Annotated in this window: 23 protein-coding genes; 13 read left to right on the top strand and 10 right to left on the bottom strand. The window is 60.0% G+C overall.

The features are described from left to right. The first annotated feature begins 18 nt into the window (after window positions 1–18). The 3 genes from PMI30_RS08625 to PMI30_RS08635 all read left to right on the top strand — a co-directional run bounded on the left by PMI30_RS08625 (window position 19) and on the right by PMI30_RS08635 (window position 3,590). Window positions 19–1,041, top strand: a complete 1,023-nt coding sequence (locus tag PMI30_RS08625) for an ABC transporter permease (RefSeq protein ID WP_008012126.1) — start codon at window positions 19–21, stop codon at window positions 1,039–1,041. A 327-nt stretch (window positions 1,042–1,368) separates the two neighbouring features. Then, window positions 1,369–1,773 (top strand): TraR/DksA family transcriptional regulator, encoded by a 405-nt coding sequence (locus PMI30_RS08630; protein WP_007907888.1) that lies wholly within the window; start codon window positions 1,369–1,371, stop codon window positions 1,771–1,773. Window positions 1,774–1,985: 212 nt separating this feature from the next. Next, entirely contained in the window at window positions 1,986–3,590 is a 1,605-nt protein-coding gene (locus tag PMI30_RS08635) for a methyl-accepting chemotaxis protein (protein ID WP_032835790.1), read from the top strand. A 125-nt stretch (window positions 3,591–3,715) separates the two neighbouring features. Here the strand turns inward: PMI30_RS08635 and PMI30_RS08640 are convergent, their stop codons facing one another. Then, window positions 3,716–3,955: a DUF2789 domain-containing protein gene (locus PMI30_RS08640; protein WP_008012122.1), complete on the bottom strand. Its 240-nt coding sequence runs from the start codon at window positions 3,953–3,955 to the stop codon at window positions 3,716–3,718. A 271-nt stretch (window positions 3,956–4,226) separates the two neighbouring features. On the opposite strand from PMI30_RS08640, the gene PMI30_RS08645 reads away from it, so the two are divergent. Both PMI30_RS08645 and PMI30_RS08650 read left to right on the top strand, forming a co-directional pair. Next, a complete protein-coding gene (locus PMI30_RS08645) occupies window positions 4,227–4,859 on the top strand; it encodes a hypothetical protein (RefSeq protein WP_008012120.1) in 633 nt (210 codons plus the stop codon). Then, on the top strand, window positions 4,852–5,430 hold the full coding sequence (locus tag PMI30_RS08650) for a hypothetical protein (protein ID WP_008012119.1): 579 nt from the start codon (window positions 4,852–4,854) through the stop codon (window positions 5,428–5,430). The genes PMI30_RS08645 and PMI30_RS08650 overlap by 8 nt, the downstream gene beginning before the upstream one ends. Before the next feature lie 75 nt (window positions 5,431–5,505). Here the strand turns inward: PMI30_RS08650 and PMI30_RS08655 are convergent, their stop codons facing one another. Continuing rightward, complete coding sequence (locus tag PMI30_RS08655; RefSeq protein WP_008012117.1) at window positions 5,506–5,736, bottom strand: hypothetical protein; 231 nt, start codon at window positions 5,734–5,736, stop codon at window positions 5,506–5,508. A 157-nt stretch (window positions 5,737–5,893) separates the two neighbouring features. Next, a complete protein-coding gene (locus tag PMI30_RS31760) occupies window positions 5,894–6,142 on the bottom strand; it encodes a hypothetical protein (RefSeq protein WP_008012115.1) in 249 nt (82 codons plus the stop codon). A gap of 410 nt (window positions 6,143–6,552) precedes the next feature. On the opposite strand from PMI30_RS31760, the gene PMI30_RS08660 reads away from it, so the two are divergent. The 4 genes from PMI30_RS08660 to PMI30_RS08675 all read left to right on the top strand — a co-directional run bounded on the left by PMI30_RS08660 (window position 6,553) and on the right by PMI30_RS08675 (window position 9,028). Beyond that, window positions 6,553–7,023, top strand: coding sequence for a hypothetical protein (locus PMI30_RS08660; RefSeq protein ID WP_007907879.1), 471 nt, complete (start codon window positions 6,553–6,555; stop codon window positions 7,021–7,023). Continuing rightward, window positions 7,023–7,226, top strand: coding sequence for a hypothetical protein (locus PMI30_RS08665; protein WP_008012114.1), 204 nt, complete (start codon window positions 7,023–7,025; stop codon window positions 7,224–7,226). Before PMI30_RS08660 ends, PMI30_RS08665 begins: the two co-directional genes overlap by 1 nt. 119 nt (window positions 7,227–7,345) lie before the next feature. After that, entirely contained in the window at window positions 7,346–8,362 is a 1,017-nt protein-coding gene (locus tag PMI30_RS08670; RefSeq protein ID WP_008012112.1) for an ABC transporter substrate-binding protein, read from the top strand. 228 nt (window positions 8,363–8,590) lie between these two features. Continuing rightward, on the top strand, window positions 8,591–9,028 hold the full coding sequence (locus tag PMI30_RS08675) for a DUF3995 domain-containing protein (RefSeq protein ID WP_008012111.1): 438 nt from the start codon (window positions 8,591–8,593) through the stop codon (window positions 9,026–9,028). Between the two features lie 103 nt (window positions 9,029–9,131). On the opposite strand, the gene PMI30_RS08680 is transcribed toward PMI30_RS08675, so the two are convergent. The 7 genes from PMI30_RS08680 to PMI30_RS08710 all read right to left on the bottom strand — a co-directional run bounded on the left by PMI30_RS08680 (window position 9,132) and on the right by PMI30_RS08710 (window position 16,479). Next, complete coding sequence (locus tag PMI30_RS08680) at window positions 9,132–9,494, bottom strand: Na+/H+ antiporter subunit G (protein WP_008012109.1); 363 nt, start codon at window positions 9,492–9,494, stop codon at window positions 9,132–9,134. After that, window positions 9,491–9,769: a K+/H+ antiporter subunit F gene (locus PMI30_RS08685; protein WP_008012107.1), complete on the bottom strand. Its 279-nt coding sequence runs from the start codon at window positions 9,767–9,769 to the stop codon at window positions 9,491–9,493. Before PMI30_RS08685 ends, PMI30_RS08680 begins: the two co-directional genes overlap by 4 nt. Continuing rightward, a complete protein-coding gene (locus PMI30_RS08690; RefSeq protein WP_008012105.1) occupies window positions 9,766–10,254 on the bottom strand; it encodes a Na+/H+ antiporter subunit E in 489 nt (162 codons plus the stop codon). The genes PMI30_RS08685 and PMI30_RS08690 overlap by 4 nt, the downstream gene beginning before the upstream one ends. Then, the gene (locus PMI30_RS08695) at window positions 10,251–11,936 is read right to left on the bottom strand and encodes a monovalent cation/H+ antiporter subunit D (protein ID WP_008012103.1); all 1,686 of its coding nucleotides are present in this window, start codon (window positions 11,934–11,936) and stop codon (window positions 10,251–10,253) included. Before PMI30_RS08695 ends, PMI30_RS08690 begins: the two co-directional genes overlap by 4 nt. Beyond that, window positions 11,933–12,277 (bottom strand): Na+/H+ antiporter subunit C, encoded by a 345-nt coding sequence (locus PMI30_RS08700; RefSeq protein ID WP_007895429.1) that lies wholly within the window; start codon window positions 12,275–12,277, stop codon window positions 11,933–11,935. The genes PMI30_RS08695 and PMI30_RS08700 overlap by 4 nt, the downstream gene beginning before the upstream one ends. After that, window positions 12,277–15,207 carry a monovalent cation/H+ antiporter subunit A gene (locus tag PMI30_RS08705; protein WP_008012100.1) on the bottom strand — a complete coding sequence of 977 codons (2,931 nt, stop codon included), beginning with the start codon at window positions 15,205–15,207 and terminating at the stop codon, window positions 12,277–12,279. The genes PMI30_RS08700 and PMI30_RS08705 overlap by 1 nt, the downstream gene beginning before the upstream one ends. A 246-nt stretch (window positions 15,208–15,453) precedes the next feature. Continuing rightward, window positions 15,454–16,479: a DMT family transporter gene (locus PMI30_RS08710; protein ID WP_032835788.1), complete on the bottom strand. Its 1,026-nt coding sequence runs from the start codon at window positions 16,477–16,479 to the stop codon at window positions 15,454–15,456. Here PMI30_RS08710 and PMI30_RS08715 point away from each other — a divergent pair. The 4 genes from PMI30_RS08715 (at window position 16,474) to PMI30_RS08730 (ending at window position 20,247) form a co-directional block, all read left to right on the top strand. Further along, window positions 16,474–17,037 carry a helix-turn-helix domain-containing protein gene (locus PMI30_RS08715; protein ID WP_008012097.1) on the top strand — a complete coding sequence of 188 codons (564 nt, stop codon included), beginning with the start codon at window positions 16,474–16,476 and terminating at the stop codon, window positions 17,035–17,037. The two genes, PMI30_RS08710 and PMI30_RS08715, sit on opposite strands and share 6 nt — an antisense overlap. A gap of 156 nt (window positions 17,038–17,193) precedes the next feature. Beyond that, window positions 17,194–18,396, top strand: coding sequence for an SfnB family sulfur acquisition oxidoreductase (locus PMI30_RS08720; protein ID WP_008012096.1), 1,203 nt, complete (start codon window positions 17,194–17,196; stop codon window positions 18,394–18,396). Between the two features lie 10 nt (window positions 18,397–18,406). Continuing rightward, window positions 18,407–18,844: an acyl-CoA dehydrogenase gene (locus PMI30_RS08725; protein WP_008012094.1), complete on the top strand. Its 438-nt coding sequence runs from the start codon at window positions 18,407–18,409 to the stop codon at window positions 18,842–18,844. Beyond that, a complete protein-coding gene (locus PMI30_RS08730) occupies window positions 18,844–20,247 on the top strand; it encodes an LLM class flavin-dependent oxidoreductase (RefSeq protein WP_008012092.1) in 1,404 nt (467 codons plus the stop codon). Before PMI30_RS08725 ends, PMI30_RS08730 begins: the two co-directional genes overlap by 1 nt. Window positions 20,248–20,517: the final 270 nt, after the last annotated feature.

Raw genomic sequence — 20,517 nt, 5'->3', positions numbered from 1 at the left:
ATAGAAGGGTGAGTGGTTATGAACGCGATACTGGAAAACAAGCCTGCAGTGGCACCGGTCAAGAGTCGCCGGCGCTTTCCGACCGAGTTGAGTATCTTCCTGGTGCTGATCGGCATCGGCCTGGTCTTCGAAATGTTCGGCTGGATCGTGCGGGACCAGAGCTTCCTGATGAACTCTCAGCGTCTGGTGCTGATGATCCTGCAAGTGTCGATCATCGGCCTGCTGGCGATCGGGGTGACCCAGGTCATCATCACCACCGGTATCGACCTGTCCTCCGGTTCGGTGCTGGCGCTGTCGGCGATGATTGCCGCCAGCCTGGCCCAGACCTCGGACTTTGCCCGGGCGGTGTTTCCATCCCTGACTGACTTGCCGGTGTGGATTCCAGTAATCGTCGGGCTCGGGGTGGGATTGCTGGCGGGGGCGATCAACGGCAGCATCATTGCGATCACCGGGATTCCGCCATTCATTGCCACCCTCGGCATGATGGTCTCGGCCCGTGGCCTGGCGCGCTACTACACCGAAGGTCAGCCGGTGAGCATGCTCTCGGATTCCTACACGGCCATCGGACACGGCGCGATGCCGGTGATCATCTTTCTGGTGGTGGCGGTGATCTTTCACATCGCCCTGCGCTATACCAAGTACGGCAAGTACACCTACGCCATCGGCGGCAACATGCAGGCGGCGCGCACCTCCGGGATCAACGTCAAGCGGCATCTGGTGATCGTCTACAGCATCGCCGGGTTGCTTGCAGGCCTGGCCGGGGTGGTGGCGTCGGCACGGGCCGCGACCGGGCAGGCCGGGATGGGCATGTCTTATGAACTGGATGCTATTGCCGCGGCGGTCATCGGCGGCACTAGCCTGGCCGGTGGCGTAGGGCGGATCACCGGCACCGTGATCGGCGCGTTGATCCTCGGGGTCATGGCCAGCGGCTTTACCTTTGTCGGTGTTGATGCTTATATTCAAGACATTATCAAGGGGCTGATTATTGTGGTGGCGGTGGTCATCGACCAGTACCGCAACAAGCGCAAACTCAAGCGCTGAAGCCGGACGAAACGCGAAAATGCGCCACGCCTGACCCGCGTGGCGCAGCCGTTTGTCTTCTATATACAGCCGCTCGACTGAATTTCTTGCTATAAACGCACTCCGATAACCGCCTCAAAGCCTGCCATAGAGCATTTTCAGGACTTTGTCGGACAGATTTGCTGTCTTTTCAGTTGCTGAGGCCTCAAGTCGGCCTTAGACTGCCGCCCCTCGTAAATTGAGTGCCGGGTGGCGCTTGGAATAAACGGCGCCTTTCCAATGACCGCTTCAGGTTCAACGGATCGCTCCCTAATTCGCCTTAATGCACGTTTTTTTATAGAGATATCAATGACAAAGGACAAGTTGCTGGCCATGCCGGCGGATGACTACATGAATGCCGAGCAACATGCTTTTTTCTCCGAGCTGTTGCAGAACATGAAAGTCGAAACCCATGAGCGCATCGAGCAGAATCGCATCGCCATCGAGAGCCTGGACACCCCGGCCGATCCGGCTGACGCGGCTTCCGTCGAAGAAGAGCGCACCTGGCTGGTGAACGCGATCGATCGCGACCAGCGCATGCTGCCTCAGTTGGAACAAGCCCTGGAACGCATCAAGGAAGACAGCTTCGGCTGGTGCGATGACAGCGGCGAGGCCATCGGCCTGAAACGCCTGCTGATCAGCCCGACCACCAAGTACTGCATCGAAGCTCAAGAGCGTCACGAACAGATCGACAAGCACCAGCGTCAGGCCTGATTCAGTAGCGCCCCCATCGCGGGCAAGCCTCGCTCCTACGGATATGATCTGTAGGAGCGAGGCTTGCCCGCGAAGCTTTTTGTCGTCCAAAAAAATTTCACGCACGTCTATTGATCTGCTTCAACCCCCCACTACTAACGGACCATAGATAATGGCTTTGTAGTGGCGTTTAATGCGATCACAACAACTAGAAGACGCGTGGGGTGACGAAGATGACGAGGGACGGATCTCTGGTTGAGGCAATGCCTGCACCAGTACTTTTGCCGAAAAACCTTTGGCTGACGCCGACCCTGCAAAGCATCGCCCTGATGCTATTGCTGTGCGGCATGGCATTGGCTGGTTGGTCGCTTTACCTTGGCCTGCCATTGGCCGTGCTGATTATCTGGCTGCCGCGCCTGCGCTCGCGCACTCTCCCCGAGGCGACTGCTGCGGACAGCTCCAGCGCCATCGCCGGATTGACTCGCGATCTCTCCTACACTACCAGTCATAACGCCTTGTCGGCCGCCGGCGTGGCCTATTCGGTCAAGCAACTGGCAGACAAACTGCAATCGCAACTCAACGCCGCGGCGCAGATAGTCAGCAGCGCTGAAGTGATGATCACCACCGAACACGCTACGTCGAAACTCAGTCGGGAAGCCTTGAGCGCAGCCAGTGAAGCTCATCAGAGCAGCGCGGCAGGGCGTACGGAACTGGTCGAGTCCATTGCGCGTATGCATCAACTCAGTCAGCGTGCCAGCAGCAGCCGCGAACTGATCGAAGCCCTGAGCCTGCGCAGCGACGATATCCAGCGGGTCACGCTGGTGATCCAGTCCATCGCCAGCCAGACCAATTTGTTGGCGCTGAACGCGGCCATCGAAGCGGCGCGGGCCGGCGAGCACGGTCGCGGCTTTGCGGTGGTGGCCGATGAGGTTCGCGGGCTGGCCGCGCGCACGGCGACGGCAACCGGTGAAGTCGGGGAGATGGTCGCCGACATTCAGCAGCGCACCGCGCAAGTGGTGGAACAGATTCGTCAACTGGCGAGCGATCTGAATACCGGTGTTGCGCAAGTCGAGCACACCGGGCAGCACCTGGAAAACATCGCGCGCCTGGCCGCCGGCGTCGAAAGGCAGGTCGGGGAAATCGCTCAGGGCGCAGACACCAACCGCGAACAACTCGACAGTCTGTTCCACGCCATCGAACAGATGCGCAGCGATCTGGCGATCAGCGACCAGCAGACTCAGCGGCTCGCCCAGGCTGCGGTGCAGATGGAGGGGCAGGCCGAAACCATCAGCGAACGCCTGGCCGAAGTCGGACTGGATGACTATCACCAGCGGATTTATGACCTGGCCCGCGAAGGGGCGAGTCAGATTGCGGCACGCTTCGAAGCGGATATCGATCAGGGCCGGATCAGCCTCGATGACCTGTTTGATCGCAATTACCAGGCGATCCCCAACACCAGCCCGGCCAAATACCAGACCCGCTTCGACCGTTACACCGATCAGGTATTGCCGGCGATTCAAGAGCCGTTGTTGCCGCGTCATGAGGGCCTGGTATTTGCCATCGCCTGCACGCAGCAGGGTTATGTGCCGACCCACAACACCGTGTTCAGTCAGCCGCTGACCGGTGATGTGCAGGTCGATACCCTGCAAAACCGCACCAAGCGCAAATTCGCCGACCGCACCGGGATTCGCTGTGGCAGCCATCAGCAACCCGTGTTGTTGCAGACCTACACCCGCGATACAGGTGAACTGATGCATGACCTGTCGGTGCCGATCATGCTCAAGGGCCGGCATTGGGGTGGTTTGCGGTTGGGTTACAAACCGCAAAAATCTCGCTGAGCTTAAGTGAACAGCATTACCTGTAGGAGCGAGGCTTGCCCGCGAAGGCGGTGTGTCAGTCGGCATCAGTGTTGAATGGCACACCGCCTTCGCGGGCAAGCCTCGCTCCTACAGAGTGAATCTGGCTAGTGGATCTGGTGCATGCGCAGGTTCAGGTCGTCGACCACATGGGCCCAGTCGGCGTCTTCACGCAGTTGTTCCTTGAGGAAGCCGGCTTGTTGCGGGGTCCAGAATTCGGCATCGATGAGCTTCTTGTCATCGGCCAAGGGCGAATGACAGGCGATGAAATCGTCGATGGCCTTCTCGCTGGAGTCCAGACCGAGCTGGTCGAACAAGCCTTTCAAATCATGTGTGGGGGAATCCATCTTTGTCTCCTTGCGGGATTCAAGAGTTCGATAGGGTTTAGCAGCTTTCTGCGATTTCGCCACCAATGATGGCACTAGGCTATTGCCTGTTGTTGTTTCAGCGCTTACGATGCCATCGCATTTTTTTGGCGTCACCAAGCTGTCATTCAAAGAATCCGTACAGGGATGTCGTTGTTCCGGTTTAGCGCCTTGCGGTGCTGATCTGCCCATTCCTTGCGCGATGTCTTTCGAGCCGACCCGCCCCCGATCCCGCATGAAAAGGATGTAAGCAGTGAAGCGTCTTGTTTATCTGATGGCTATCGCACTAGGCCTGTCGTTGACTGGTTGTGTGTCTTTCACGCCGCTGGGGCCCATTGGCGAGCCCTTGAGCCCCGCACCGTCCACCCTCGATCGTAGTGCCGAGATCCGCGACGTGGTGATTTCTGCCCCGGACCTGGACGACAAGGTGCGTGTCAACGGCAGCCGGCAACTGACCGAGCAGGTCAGCGCCTATGTCGATAAGAGCGACTACTTCAAGCGCATTGTGGCGTTCCCGGCCAAGGTGGGCGAAGACGACGTGGTGCTCAAATTCAACCTGACCTCACTGGCAGGCAAACGCACCATGCATCCGGCGTACATCCCTGGCGCGCTGGTGACGTTGACTATCTGGATCTGGGTCGATGGGCCGATTTATGTCGATAAGTATGACCTCGCGGGCGAGCTGATCATCGAAGACCGTCAAGGTAAGCAACTGGCCAGATCGGTCGAGCAAGTCAAGCTCGACAAAAATGTCGGCATGTGGAACGCCGACTATCTCAATCCGCGTCTGGGCGGTTCCCAGTTGCGTGCCCTGATCGCTCAATTGCTGGCCAGTGCCACCCCTCAGTTGCGTACACCTTCAAAGGAACTGGCTGCCCATGAATAAATACCTTCTGACTTTGCTGCTGTTGATCAGCAGCACCCTGACAGGCTGCATTTCTTATTCCCAGCATGAATTGGCGCCGGTGGGCGAATGGCCGCCAGCGCAGGCCCGGCAGGACAAGCCCAGCGCTTATCTGCACGTGACCACCCAGCAGCAATTCAACGGCGAACTGTCGGGTGGCGTCGGCAATCCGGCGCTGGTGGAACAGCACATGCTGGAAACCTTCAAGGAGTCCGGGCAGTTCAAAAGCGTGACCACGGACAAGGTCGACTCGAACCTGTACGTGACGAGTACTTTGACTAACAACGAGCAGGGGAATGTCGCGAGTGCCTGGCTGACCGGCTTCACGTTCTTCGTGATTCCGACAACGTTCAGCAACACCTTCACGCTGGAAACGGTGTTCAAGGATCGTGAAGGCAACGTGTTGGGCAAAATCGTCAAACAGGAGAGCACGCGTACCTGGATGCAGATTTTGCTGGTTGTCGGCTTGCCGTTCAATGAACGTGGGGACGCGGTGCTCAAGCACCTGACCCAAAACACGCTGGATGAAGCGGTCAAGCGCAAACTGATCTGACCGGTTATCGAATGAAGGCGTGCTATCTGTGCAAGGGTGGCACGCCGCAAACCTCTCTCTTCCCCCCCTCCGATCTCAGGCTTTCAATGCCCCATCATCGACGGCAAGCTTCAGGGCTTTCGCGGCTTCCTGGGCGGCGACGGCCGCGACATCCGCGGTCTTGAACCAGCGATCCTTTTCGACCTGGTGATATGTCACAGTGGTCAACGGCGGTTTGGCGCGCATGATAATGACCGCCTGGAATTCGCCTTCGACCTCTCTGGCTTCGCCCCGGATAAAAAATTCACCGATATCAAATTCCGTCACGTAGCAGTCTTCCCTTGGAAATAGTTGTTGTGTTGAACGCCGTCCGCCCTGTGGACGGGTTTCATTGGTCGGGCAGTATGGCAGTAGTTGCCTGCCGGCGGCTGAGTTAAGTCGCCGGCATGACGAAACGTCTATAGAAGTGAAAGCGGCAGGTGCCTCAGCTGCGTGCCTCGAGTGAACGGGCAAGGGCGCAGGCTTCGTTATGATTGCCGCGGAAACCTCTTACACGTCCGGTGGATATTTCCCTGATGTGAAAAAAGGCGTTTCCGGCCAATACCACCTGAAAACGTGGAAGCAGACGCTCTTCGGGCAGGAAGTCTTGCTGGCAAAGCACCATCGAATGCAGAGGTGACGAGCCGTTTGTGTGCCGAGTATGAGCCTGGGCAAAGTGAGTCAGTGTGCACATATGAAGTCCTTTTCGTGGTTTTACCGACGTGTGTACGTTGTTATGGGTAGTCTCGGTGAGCATGGCTGCTCTAGAATCGCCATCAATGGTTGGCGATTGGTGCCCATCTAAAGCAATTTTTTACTGGCGATATGTCGGAAAAGTGCTTTTTTTAAAGAGAATTTTCCCTAAAGTTGGTAATCCGGTTTTATCTGGCCGTCAGAAGGGCGTTTTCCTTCAACATCTGACGACCGCCAGGCAAGACGACGTGAGGGATGTTCCAGTAATCTTCTCAAACCTCGCGATGAATGGGCCCTCTGCTCATTCCAGGATTCGACCCGGGTCATTTGGCTACACCTCGGCATTGCCGCTTTTTTCTGCTGTGCGCGTTTCCCGCGTACGGCGTCATTTTCAGATGTGGGGATGTTTCCTTGGCAGTAAGTAATCTCGATATGCATGCTTTGTTCGTACTGGGTGATTTGCGCGCAAAGCTGGTTAAACAGTTCCAGTCACGTTTCGTCTACATCACCGAACAGAACGCTGAAGGCATCTACATTGCCGAGCTCGACACTGAATCAGCGCTGGTGGTGGATGACAAACCAGGGCTTAAACTCAAGGTCGGCGATCATTTCAGCGCCTCCGTATTGCCCAGTCGCGAAGGCGGCAAGCTGGACATCAAGTTCCGCGAAATCAAGCTGACGGTGTACGGGCTGGGGGATTACGCGTTCGTGACCACCGCCGATGGCCACGGCATTGTGTTCAAGGAAGGTCATAGCGTGGTGATGGTGTTTGCGGCCCATCAACAATTGCAGGAAGGCCTGACCAAAACCCTGAAAGCCGTGACCGCCAAGGCCGCCAAGTGGCGCAAGGGCGAACTGGTGACCTTCAAGGCCAGCGAGTAATGACCCTGACCCGCGCCGATTTCCACGAACAGAACCAGGCCAGTGCCCACGCCGAGGCGCAGCGTCTGTTGGCTCAAAAGGCCGTTCTGCAGGGGGGCTGGCTGAATTGGGTGGCGTCACAGATCTACCTGTTGCGTCCGGCGGCGTACGCCAGCATGGTCAGAAGAGAGCTTGCGCGCTTGCAGGAACCTTGCGAAAAGTAATCCAGTCCCCTCGAAAGCAGGAACCTCTACTACAGTCAATTGACTGAGTATCCAGAGGCTTGCGGTCTTCTTTGTCAGGCCATCCTGCTATTGCTGTGAACAGCACGAGGTGCAAAAGCATGAAGGGATTTCGACGGTTACTGGCCGCTACCCTGGCCACGTTCGGTTTATTGGCTTCACCCGTTCCGGTGTTCGCTGCCCAGGCGCCGATCCATTTCGCCGACCTGAACTGGGAAAGCGGCAGCCTGATCACCGATATCCTGCGGATCATCGTCGAGAAGGGCTACGGCTTGCCGACCGACACCTTACCGGGGACGACCATTACCCTGGAGACCGCATTGGCCAACAATGACATTCAGGTCATTGGCGAAGAATGGGCCGGTCGCAGCCCGGTCTGGGTCAAGGCTGAGGCCGAGGGCAAAGTTGCGAGCCTGGGCGACACGGTCAAAGGCGCCACCGAGGGCTGGTGGGTGCCGGAGTATGTGATCAAGGGCGATCCGGCCAAGGGCATCAAGCCGCTGGCGCCGGGCCTGCGCAGTGTCAGCGATCTGCCACGCTACAAGGACGTGTTCAAAGACCCGGAAACCCCGGGCAAGGGGCGTTTTCTCAACAGCCCGATCGGCTGGACGTCGGAAGTGGTCAACAAGCAGAAGCTCAAGGCGTATGGGCTGGACGACAGCTACGTGAACTTTCGCAGTGGTTCGGGGGCGGCACTGGACGCCGAGATCAGTTCGTCGATTCGTCGCGGCAAGCCGGTCCTGTTCTATTACTGGTCGCCGACACCGTTGCTCGGTCGCTTCAAGCTGATTCAGTTGCAAGAGCCACCGTTCGACGCCGAAGCCTGGAAAACCCTGACCGACGCCGACAACCCCAATCCGAAACCGACTCGCTCGCTGCCCTCGAGGCTGTCCATCGGCGTGTCCACGCCATTTCAGAAACAGTACCCGCAGATTGCCGAGTTCTTCACCAAGGTCGATTTACCGATCGAAGCGTTGAACATGGCCCTGGCTGACATGAGCGAAAAACACACCCCGCCACGTCAAGCGGCGGAGGCGTTCATGAAGGCGCACCCGGACGTGTGGCGGGCCTGGGTGCCGAAGGATGTGGCGGACAAAGTTTCTGCCGCCCTGAAATAGAGGGGGCAGAGGACTGGATTGATCCCGGTATTTCTGGCCGACGCGAATCCAGTGTGGGAGCGGGCTTGCTCGCGAAAGCGGTTTGTCAGTCACCTCCAGGTTGGATGTGCCGCCGTCTTCGCGAGCAAGCCCGCTCCCACAAGGGGAATTGCGTCAATGACGAATACCCTTACAAAAACGCGCAAGGAAGTTCATCCTGCTGCGACATTTCACACTGGATGTCTGAATATGAGCCTATTGGTCGCGCAATGGATTGCTGCAATCTTTTTATTGATCAGCCTGGTCCACCTGTATTGGGCAGTAGGTGGCAAGTGGGGCAGCGAGGCGGCGGTGCCGCGCGTGCCGGGGGAGGGCGGTGAGGCATCAAGGCCTGCGTTCAAGCCGTCGGGCTTTGCCACGTTGCTGGTGGCGGTGGGTTTACTGCTGATCGCGATGCTGGTGTGCCTGCGGGTCGGGCTGTATCTGCCCACGGTGCATCACTGGTCGCTGCAATGGGTGATCAGCGCGATCGCGATGCTGATGTTCGCCCGGGCGATTGGCGATTCGAATTTGGTGGGGTTTTTCAAGCAGGAGAAGGGCTCGAGGTTTGCCCGGCTGGATACGTGGGCGTATTCGCCGTTGTGTGTGGTGTTGGGGGCTGGATTGCTGGCAGTGGCCTGGATCTGAAAAGCTTCGCGGGCAAGCCTCGCTCCTACAAGGTCTGCGCATAACCTGTAGGAGCGAAGCTTGCCCGCGAAGAGGTCCTGCAATTCAACGCAAACCTATGGATTCAACTCCCGCTTTCGGTGCGCCGACTACTCACCTCAGCCGGCACATCATCCCCCGCCATGCGCTTGCGAAACAGTGCCGCCCGGGCCAGCAGCAGCGTGGTCACCGGCACGGTGATCGACAACAGAATCGGGATCAGCCAGGCATGCAGCACCGGCGCCGAGTTGAGCGCCGAAAAGTAAATGATCGAAGCCAATGCCACGCACCACGCGCCCAAGGTCGAGGCCAGCGCCGGCGGGTGCATGCGCTGGAAATAATCCTTCATCCGCAACAACCCGACCGCACCGATCAGCGTAAACAGGCTGCTCAGCACCAGCAGAATCGCCACTGCTATTTCCACCCACAAAGACAGTTCAGGCCTCATTCGATCACCTCGCCACGCAGCAGGAATTTGGCCAGGGCAAACGAGCCGACGAAGCCGAACAGGGCGATCAGCAGCGCCGCCTCGAAGTAAGTGTCACTGGCATAACGAATGCCCAGCGCGAGCATCATCAGCATGGCGATGATGTACAGGTAATCCAGGGCCAGAACCCGATCCTGGGCCGACGGGCCCTTGAACAGCCGGATCAGGGTCAGAATCATCGCCATCGAAAAGATGAACAGGCTCAGCAGGATCGCGTTCGACAGCAATGCGCTCATTCGAAGATCTCCATCAAGGGGCGCTCGTAGGTCGTCTTGAAGTGCTGGATGAATTGGCTTTCGTCATCCAGATCGAAGACGTGCAGCAACAGAATGCTGCGATCGAGCGCCAATTCCGACCAGACCGTGCCGGGGACCACCGTACAGATCATCGACAGCGCCGCCAGGCCGTTGGCATCGCGCAAATCCAGCGGCACCTTGATGAACTGCGAGCGAGGCGCACGACGGCCTGCGTTGAGCACGCCCCAGGCCACGGCGAGGTTGGACACGATCACGTCGCGCCCGACCAGCAAGAACAAACGCAGGATCACCCCAGGCCGACGAATGCGGATCGGCAGCGGCCGCAGCTTGCGCATCATCAACGGCGCGCAGAACCCCAGCATGGCGCCCAGCAGTAGATTGCCGGGGCTCATCGACAGGTTCAACACCAGCCACAGCAGCCACAACGCCAACGACAGCCACGGTGCAGGAAACAGACGCTTCATGGTTGCACCTCCAGCAGCGCTGTCTTGGCTTGCGGGCCTGGAATTACACGGGTTTCGAGCACCGCCATCACGTATTGCTGCGGGTTGTTCAATGCATCGGCCGCCGCTTGGGTGTAGCGCAGCAGCGGTTCGGCCTTGAACGTCAGCGCAATGCTCAGCCCCAGCAGGACGATGATTGGCACGCATTCCAGGCGCCGCAGCAAGGGTGACGGCCGCTCTTGCGGGGTCCAGAAACGCTGGATGCCCAAACGCGAGAAAGCGATCAACGAGGCCAACCCGGACAAGATCAACAGGGCGAGCAGAGCCCACGCGCCATTCGATATCGGTTCGTCGCTGCCATTACCCAGACCCAGCGGATTGAGCAGGGCGCTGAGCAGACTGAGTTTGCCGATAAACCCTGAAAGCGGCGGCATGCCGATGATCAGCAGGGCGCAGGCGATGAAGCTCAGACCGAGGAACGCCATGGTCCAGGGAATCACTTGTCCGACCACGGCTTTCTGTTCGTCATCGAGGTTGAAGCCTTTGGGCGGCTGCAAGGATTCGAGGGGCCGTGGCAGCAGCTCGCCGTCGTCGAACAGCGGTATTTCGTTGGCCGAACGCGAGCGCTCGATCAACTCGGCCAGCAGGAACAGCGCGCTCAAGGCCAGGGTCGAGCTGACCAGATAGAACAGCGCCGCGCCGATCAGGTTCGGCTGGGCGAAACCGATGGCCGACAACAGAATGCCTGCCGACACCAGAATGCTCAGGCTGGCCATGCGTTCAAGGCGTTGCGCGGCGAGGATCGCCACGGCGGCGCAAACGATGGTCGCCATGCCGCCGTAGATCAGCCAGTCGCCACCAAAATATGCGGATGCCCCGGCCTGCCCGGAGAACAGCAGCGTCCACAAACGCAGCAAGGTGTAGACGCCGACCTTGGTCATGATCGCGAACATCGCCGCCACCGGAGCACTGGCCGCGGAGTAGGCCGGCACCAGCCAGAAGTTCAGCGGCCACATACCGGCCTTGGCCAGGAACGCCACCGCCAGAATCGCCGCGCCGGCGTGCAGCAAGCCGCGATCGGCTTCCGGCACCAGCGGGATTTTCAGCGCCAGGTCGGCCATGTTCAAAGTGCCGGTGACGCCGTAGATCAGCGCCGCGCCAATCAGGAACAGTGACGAGGCCAGCAGGTTGATCGAGATGTAATGCAGACCCGACGACACCCGCGCCCTGCCCGAACCGTGCAGCATCAGCCCGTAAGAGGCGGCCAGCAGCACTTCGAAAAACACGAACAGGTTGAACAGGTCCGCCGTCAGGAAGGCGCCGTACAGGCCCATCAACTGAATCTGGAACAGCGCGTGGAAACTCGAACCGGCGCCGTCCCAGCGCGCCATGGCGAACAGCAGGGCGCTGACGCCGATGATCCCGGTCAGCACCAGCATCAGCGCCGACAGGCGATCGACCACCAGCACAATACCGAACGGCACCTGCCAATTGCCCGGCAGATACACGCCGATGGAGCCGGGCACGCCGGTGGTTTGCGTCCATTGCAGCAGCATCACGGCAATGCCCAGCCCCAGAAGGCTGGAGAGCAGATTGATTTTGGCCTTTAACGGGCGGTGTTTCTCGCCCAGCATCAGCATCACCGCGGCGGTCAGCAGCGGTAGCAGAATGGGGGCTGCGATCAGGTGCGCCATCGGATTCATTCTTTAGGCTCCCGGCCATCCACATGGTCGGTACCGGTCAGGCCCCGGGAGGCGAGCAGCACCACCAGGAACAACGCGGTCATGGCGAAGCTGATGACGATCGCGGTCAGCACCAACGCTTGCGGCAACGGGTCGGTGTAGTGCAGCAAATCCTGCGGCACGCCATCCTTGATGTTTGGCTCCTTGCCGATGAACAGGCTGCCCATGCTGAAGATGAACAGGTTGACGCCGTAGGACAGCAGGCACAGGCCCATGACCACCTGGAACGTCCGTGGCCGCAGCAACAGCCACACGCCGGACGCGGCCAGCACACCGATGGCGATTGCGATGACTTCTTCCATCAGATGGCTCCTTGCGTGGCAGCCGCTTTGGCCATGGGCTTGGGTTGCGCGCTGGTTTTATGACCGCGTACCGATTGGTGGGCGAGGGCGGTCAGGATCAACAGCGTCGAGCCGACCACCACGGCGTACACACCGATGTCGAAGAACAGCGCGCTGGCGATGTGAATCTCGCCCAGCAGCGGCAATGTGAAATGCCAGGTGTGGGTGGTGAGGAATGGATACCCTGCGGCCATCGCCCCAAGCCCGGTGACCGTGGCGAACAACAGCCCGGTGCCCATCCAGCGCAGCGGTCGCAGGCTCATTTGCGCCTCGACCCACTGGGTGCCGGCGACCATGTATTGCAGGATGAACGCCACCGACATCACCAGACCGGCGACGAAACCGCCACCCGGTTGATTGTGCCCGCGCATGAACAGGTAGACCGACACCACAAACGCAATCGGCAGCAGCAGACGAACCAGCACAGCAGGCACCATCATGAAACCGAGCGCGGTGTCGCTGGCATGACGCGGGTTGACCAGGTCGGTGACCACGTCGGGCGCCAGCAAGCGCTGTTGGGCCGGCAGTTGCAGGCTTTCTTTCGGTGGACGAAAGCGTCGCAGCAGGGCGAACACGGCCAGGGCCACCGCCACCAGCACGGTGATTTCGCCGAGGGTGTCGAAGCCACGGAAGTCCACCAGCATCACGTTGACCACGTTGCTGCCGCCGCCTTCGGGCAGGGCGCGACTGAGGTAGAACGAGGAAATGTGGTTGGGCGTCTGGCGGGTCAGCATCGCGTAGGACAGCAACGCCATGCCGCCACCGACCGCGATCGACAGCAGCAAGTCGCGGATACGGCGGATGCGTGCCTTGCGCAGGCTGCTCGGCAATGGCGAGACCTCTTCGATCCGTCGCGGCAACCAGCGCAGGCCGAGGAGGATCAGCACCGTGGTCACCACTTCCACCGCCAGTTGCGTCAGCGCCAGATCCGGCGCCGAGAACCAGACGAAGGTCACGCAGGTCATCAGGCCGCAGACGCTGACCATGGTCAGGGCCGCGAGCCGGTGATACTTGGCTTGCCACGCCGCGCCAAGGGCACAGGCAATCGCCAGCAGCCAGAGGATCACGAACACGATCGAGCCCGGAATCTTCGGTCGGTCGCCCCAGCTCAGGCTGCTGTGCAGCATCGGGATCAACCCCGCCAGCACCGCGGCGAGCACCACCAGAAACAGTTGGGTTTGCAGGCGCCGGGTGCTGACCCGCCGCTCCAGACGACGGGCCAGGCGCATCATGATCACCAGGCTGCGCTCGAACAGGCGCTTGCCGTTGAAGTGGCTGATCACCGGCGGGTGCATGAAGCGCCCGCGCTTGAGCTGATTGCGCAGCAGCAGATAGAGGATGATGCCGCAGGACATGGCGATCAGACTCATGATCATCGGTGCGTTCCAGCCGTGCCAGATCGCCAGGCTGTACTCGGGCAGCGTGCCGCCCACCACCGGCAATGCCGCCGCCGCGAGCAACGGGCCGACCACTTGAGCGGGGAAGATCCCCACCACCAGACAGGTGAACACCAGCAACTCCACCGGCGCGCGCATCCAGCGTGGCGGCTCGTGCGGGGTGTGCGGCAGGTCGGTGGCGGTCGGGCCGAAAAACACGTCGACGGTGAAACGCAGGGAATAGGCCACGCTGAACGTCCCGGCGATGGTCGCGACGATCGGCAGGGTCATCTCGATCCAGGCCGTCGCGTTGATGAACACCGTTTCGGCGAAGAACATCTCTTTGGACAGGAAACCGTTGAGCAGTGGCACGCCGGCCATGGAGGCACTGGCGACCATGGCCAGGGTGGCGGTGAACGGGATCAGTTTGATCAGGCCGCTGAGTTTGCGAATATCCCGGGTGCCGCTTTCGTGGTCGATGATCCCGGCGGCCATGAACAGCGAGGCCTTGAACGTGGCGTGGTTGAGAATGTGGAACACCGCGGCTACGGCGGCCAGCGGACTGTTCAGGCCCAGCAGCAAAGTGATCAGGCCCAGGTGGCTGATGGTCGAGTAGGCCAGCAGGCCCTTGAGGTCGTTCTGGAACATCGCGCAGTAAGCGCCGAGCAACAACGTACAGGCGCCAGCCCCGCTGACGATGTAGAACCATTCTTCACTGCCGGACAGCGACGGCCACAGGCGTGCGAGAAGAAACACCCCGGCCTTGACCATGGTCGCAGAGTGCAGATACGCCGAAACCGGTGTCGGCGCCGCCATGGCGTGGGGCAGCCAGAAGTGGAAGGGGAATTGCGCGCTTTTGCTCAGGGCGCCGATCAGGATCAGGGGAAGCAGAATAGGGTAGAGGGCATGTGCGCGAATCAGCTCGCCGGCGGCCAGGACCTTGTCCAGGTCATAGCTGCCCACCACATGCCCGAGCAGCATGACCCCCGCCAGCAAACACAAGCCGCCGGCACCGGTGACCATCAATGCCATGTAGGCGCCACGTCGCGCATCGGCGCGGTGGTGCCAGTAGCCGATCAACAGGAATGAAAAGAGGCTGGTCAGCTCCCAGAAAAACACGATCTGGATCAGGTTGCCGGAGATCACCAACCCCAGCATGGCGCCCATGAACGCCAGGAAAAACGCGAAGAAACGCGGCACCGGATCGTCCGGCGACATGTAGTAGCGGGCGTATAGCGAAACCAGCGTGCCGATGCCCAGCACCAGCATCGAGAACAGCCAGGCGAAACCGTCCATGCGCAGAACGAAGTTCAGGCCCAGGCTTGGCAGCCAGAAGAACTCTTCGCGGATCACGCCGCCATCGGCGATTTGCGGGTACAAGAGGGCGACCTGGACGGTGCCGATAAGGGCAACCAGGCCAGCCAACAGCGATTCGGTGTTACGCGCGTTGTGCGGCAGCAAGGCTGCCAGACAGCTGCCGATAAAAGGCAGAAGCAGTAGAACTATCAGAGACATAGGCTTCTAATCTGCGGAAGTTTGTGAAGCATCATACGTGCCAGCCCCCAGATCACCAAACGCCAAGCTGTCGCAGAATCCTACAAGATAGACGGAAAAATCCGGATTCATGTTGTTTCAATGGACGGAGGTCAACCCGTCGGACGCCATCGCGAGCAGGCTCGCTCCCACAGGGGTAATGCGTTCCAAATGTGGGAGCGAGCCTGCTCGCGATGGCTGTCTATCAAGCAACGCAGATAATGCGGCTTAACCCTGTGCTTCCTGCTCCAACTCTTCTTCAGGCGAAGCAACCTTACCCTTGGTCTTCAACTCACTGACAATCACCGCCGCGACAATCAACCCCGCGCCCACCAACGCAATTGCCGGCAACCGCTCCCCGGCAATTCGCCCGACAATCCCGGCCCACACCGGCTCACCGGCATAGATCAACGTCGCCCGAGTCGGCGAAACACTCTGCTGCGCCCAGTTCATCGCCACCTGAATCGCCGCACTCGCCGCGCCCAGACCCAATGCGCTGCACAACAGCAGCCAGGAGAACCCCGGAATCACTTCCTGAGTCGGCACCACCATCAGAAACGCCAGCACCGACGTCACCGCCAGTTGCACCACCGTCACCCGGCGTACGTCGACCTGGCCGGCATAGGTGCTGATCAGAATGATCTCCGCCGCAATCGCCACGGCACTGATCAATGTGGCGATTTCACCAGGGCTGAAATTGAACGACGCACCGGCCGGTCCCGACAGCAACATCAACCCGGTGAAGGCCAGCATGATCCCGATGCTCGGCATCAACCCCGGCCGCCGCCCCAGCACCAGCCATTGCAGCAACGGCACGAACGGCACATACAGCGCGGTGATAAACGCCGACTGACTGCTGGGAATACTCTGCAAACCCACGGTCTGCAAGCCGTAACCGAGCATGATCGCCACGCCGATAAACGCCCCGGCCTTGAGTTCGAACAGGGTCAGTTCACGTAAATGACGCCAGGAGAACAGCGCCACGATGCTCGCCGCCGCCGCAAAACGCAGGCCGACGAAAAACATCGGCCCGCTGACGGTCATCGCATGTTGCACCAGCAAAAAGGTCCCGCCCCAGACCATGGTGATCAGCACCAACACGCACTCAGCTTTGCTGAACCGTGAGAAGCGGGAGGAAGCAGGGGAGGAGTTCATCGACGTCATGACCTTGCGCGCTACCTGAGGGAGACGCACAATGCGCCGGAAGTTGGGCAGTATACTGCGCAACACCACCCAGTGAGCAATATAGTGCACAAAGATTCCACCCAACGGGCTTCGGTCCTCCAGCACGTCAGCCAGAACGTCCGACGTCTGCGCCACGCCGCCGACATGAGCCAGACCGCCCTGGCCGAAAAGTCCGGGGTCAGTCGCCGCATGCTGGTGGCCATCGAGGCCGGTGAGAAAAACGTCAGCCTGACCACCCTCGACCGCGTGGCCGAAGCGTTGGACGTCGCCTTCAGCGACCTGATCCAGGCCCCGGATGCCCGCGACCCCAGCCGCATCAACGAAGTGGCCTGGGCTGGAACGATCCCCGGCAGCAAAGCCGTTTTACTGTCAAAAGCCACCGCCACCCGTGAAGTGGAACAATGGGAATGGTGCCTGCAACCGGGCGAAATTTACCCGTCGCAACCGGATGCGGAGGGTTGGAGCGAACAGATCTACGTGTTCGAAGGCTGCCTGACTCTGATGCTCGGCGATCAGCCGCAGAAAATCGCTGCCGGTGAGTTCTTCATGTTCGCCAGTAATCAGCCGCATTCCTATCGCAACGATGGGGAAGTGGCGGCGCGGTTTGTGCGTAATGTGGTGATCTGACTGTTTACCGACCAACACTGGATAAGCACTTTGCTGTTTTGAAGCTGCAAGTGTTTCTCGGATAGTTAATTAAGTTATTGAAATAAAACAAATTTAGTTTCAGGCACGACTCCTGCAAAAGCTCTGGGGCATTCACCAGAATCCCGGAGTCGGCCCATGACAGCCTCAGCCCAACCCCCTCGCACCGCCCATGTGATCCACTCGGACGCCGAGGCCATCGCCGTCGCTCACAAGCTCGCCGCACGCTTCGCTATCGAGGCCAGCGCTCGTGATCGCGAGCGACGTTTGCCGGTTGCCGAACTCGACGAGTTCTCCGCCAGTGGTTTATGGGGCATCACCATTCCCAAGGAATACGGCGGTGCCGGCGTGTCCTACGTGACAGTCGCCGAAGTAATCAAGATCATTTCCGCTGCGGACCCGTCCCTCGGCCAGATCCCGCAAAACCATCTGGGCGTGCTCGACATCCTGCTGCAAACCGCCACTGAAGCGCAGAAGCGCTATTACTTCGGCAAAGTCCTGCAGGGCTACCGTTTCGGCAACGCCTTCTCCGAATCGAAAAGCAAGAATGCCGGCGCTTTTGAAACCCGTATCCGCTTCGATAAAGACTCTGCGCAAATCGACGGCGAGAAGTTCTACTGCACCGGCGCCTTGTTCGCGCACATTGTGCCGGCGGTGGCGGTCGATGAAGAGAACAAGGCTTTCATCGCCTTCATCGAGCGCGACACACCCGGTTTGACCGTTATCGACAGTTGGGACGGTTTCGGCCAGCGCACCACGGCCAGCGGCGGCGTGACTCTGGAGGCGGTGAACGTGCCTTTGAGCGCGGTGATCCCGGCCCACAAGGCGTTCGACGAACCCACCGCCGACGGCCCGATCTCGCAAATCATTCAGGCGGCCGTGGACACCGGCATCGCCGTCGGTGCCCTGGAAGAAACCAAGCGCTACGCCCGTGAAGCCCGGCCATGGATCGACAGCCAGCAGGATCACGGCTGGCAGGACCCGTTCAGCATCGCCGCGATCGGCGATCTGGAATGGCGGGTCCACGGTACCGAAGCCATCCTCAAAAAGGCCGGCCAGGCCATCGACCAGGCGTTGCTCAAGCCCAGTGAAAATACTGTGGCTCACGCCTCGGTCGTGGTCGCCCAAGCCAAGGTCCTCTCTGCCGAAATCGCCTTGCTCACCAGCAGCAAACTCTTCGAACTGGCCGGCACCCGCTCGGTGCTCGGCAAGTACAACCTCGACCGCCACTGGCGCAACGCCCGGACGCACACCTTGCACGACCCGGCGCGCTGGAAATATCACTTGATCGGCAACTACCTGCTCAACGGCGTGAAGCCTGCGCGCCACGCCTGGAACTGAGGAGCAACCCATGAACGCCTTGACCCAACCGATTGTTACCGGACAGCCCCTGGCCAAGCCTCAGCACGACCTGCACAACGCTCGCAGCTTGCTCGATGCGACGTTGCGTTTCGTCCGGCAGCAGACCCAAGCCACGGATGATCCTTACGTCATCAGCCGCTTTGGCGACTTGCACATCCGCATCGAAGTCGCCGCCGCGCTGCTCGAACGCGCCGAAGACTTTCTGCACAGCGTTGATGACGACACGGAAATCAGCGTCGCCATCGCCGAGTCGCGCCTGGCCAGCGCGGATGCTTTAAATGCCGTCAGCAATGCCGAATTCGAACTCACCGGCCAACGCACCGCGTTGCCTGGATCGCTGGATGATCCGTTGCGTTGGAAACTCCATCTCATTGGCAACTTCCGCCTCAACGGCATCCATCCCCCAAGCGTTCGGAGTGTCGTTTGATGGCCCGTGAAATTCGTCTCAACGCCTTTGACATGAACTGCGTCGGCCACCAGTCGCCGGGTTTGTGGGCGCATCCGCGTGATCGATCCTGGCAGTACAAGGATCTTGAGTACTGGACCGATCTGGCGAAAATCCTTGAGCGCGGCAAGTTCGACGGTTTGTTCATCGCCGATGTGCTGGGCATTTATGACGTCTACAACGGCAACGGTGACGCGGCGATTCGTCAGGCGGCGCAGGTGCCGGTCAATGATCCATTGCAACTGATCCCGCCGATGGCGCTGGTCACCGAGCACTTGGGTTTCGGCCTGACCGCGTCGCTGTCTTTCGAACATCCGTACCCGTTCGCCCGGCGCCTGTCGACCCTCGATCACCTGACCAAGGGCCGCGCCGGTTGGAACATTGTTACGTCGTACCTGGAAAGCGGTGCGAAGAACCTCGGCCAGAAAGCCCAGACCGAACATGACGCCCGTTATGACTTCGCCGAAGAGTATCTGGAGGTTTGCTACAAGCTGTGGGAAGGCAGCTGGGAAGAGGGCGCGATTCTGCGGGATCGCGAGCGGCGGATCTTCAGCGACCCGAGCAAAATCCACGAGATCCGGCACGTCGGCAAACACTTCCAGGTGCCAGGGATTCACCTCTGTGAACCCTCGCCGCAACGCACGCCTGTGCTGTATCAGGCCGGCGCCTCGAGTCGCGGCAAGCAGTTCGCCGCCGAACATGCCGAATGCGTGTTTGTCGCCGCGCCGTCGAAAGTGCTGCTGAAGAAAACCGTGGCCGACATTCGTCGCCGGGCGGCGGAGGCGGGGCGTGATCCGTCGAAAATCCTGATCTTCAACCTGCAAACGGTGATCCTCGGCGAGACCGACGCCAAGGCCAAAGCCAAGTTTGAAGAATACAAAACCTGGGTCAGTTATGAGGGCGCCATGGCGTTGATCTCGGGCTGGACCGGGATCGACTTCAGCCAGTTCAAACCGGATGAACCGCTCAAGCACGTGCACACCAATGCCATTCAATCGGCGGTGGAGGCGTTTTCCACGGCGGACCCGAACAAGGTCTGGACGCCGAACGAGCTGGCCGATTGGGTCGGGATCGGTGGTTTCGGACCGCTGTTTGTCGGCAGCCCCGAGACCGTCGCCGACTTGCTGCAGGAGTGGGTCGAGGAGACCGATGTGGACGGTTTCAACCTGGCTTATGCGCTGACTCACGAAACCTTCATCGACGCCGTGGAGTTGCTGGTGCCGGAGTTGCAGAAGCGTGGGGCGTACAAGACCGACTATGCGCCGGGGACCTTGCGCGAGAAGTTGTTTGGCGAAGGGGCGCGATTGCCGGATAGCCATCCGGGTGCCGGTTATCGAGACCTGGTGGGGTTGCGTCAGCAGGAGAAGAAAGTGGCGTCCGCCTAGATGCCATCGCGAGCAGGCTCGCTCCCACAGGGGGAAGAGGTCGTACACAAATACAGCGCCTGGCGAAGATCCAATGTGGGAGCGAGCCTGCTCGCGATGAGGTCAGTACATCCAACATCGATGTTGTCTGTCACACCGCCTTCGCGGGCAAGCCTCGCTCCTACAGGTAATTGAGGTCGTACACAAATACAGCGCCTGGCGAAGATCCAATGTGGGAGCGAGCCTGCTCGCGATGAGGTCAGTACATCCAACATCGATGTTGTCTGTCAC

The organism is Pseudomonas sp. GM50, assembly GCF_000282375.1.
Lineage (GTDB): Bacteria > Pseudomonadota > Gammaproteobacteria > Pseudomonadales > Pseudomonadaceae > Aquipseudomonas.
The sequence above is the reverse complement of the archived record's forward strand: the minus strand, read 5'-3'. Positions and strand labels throughout refer to the sequence as shown.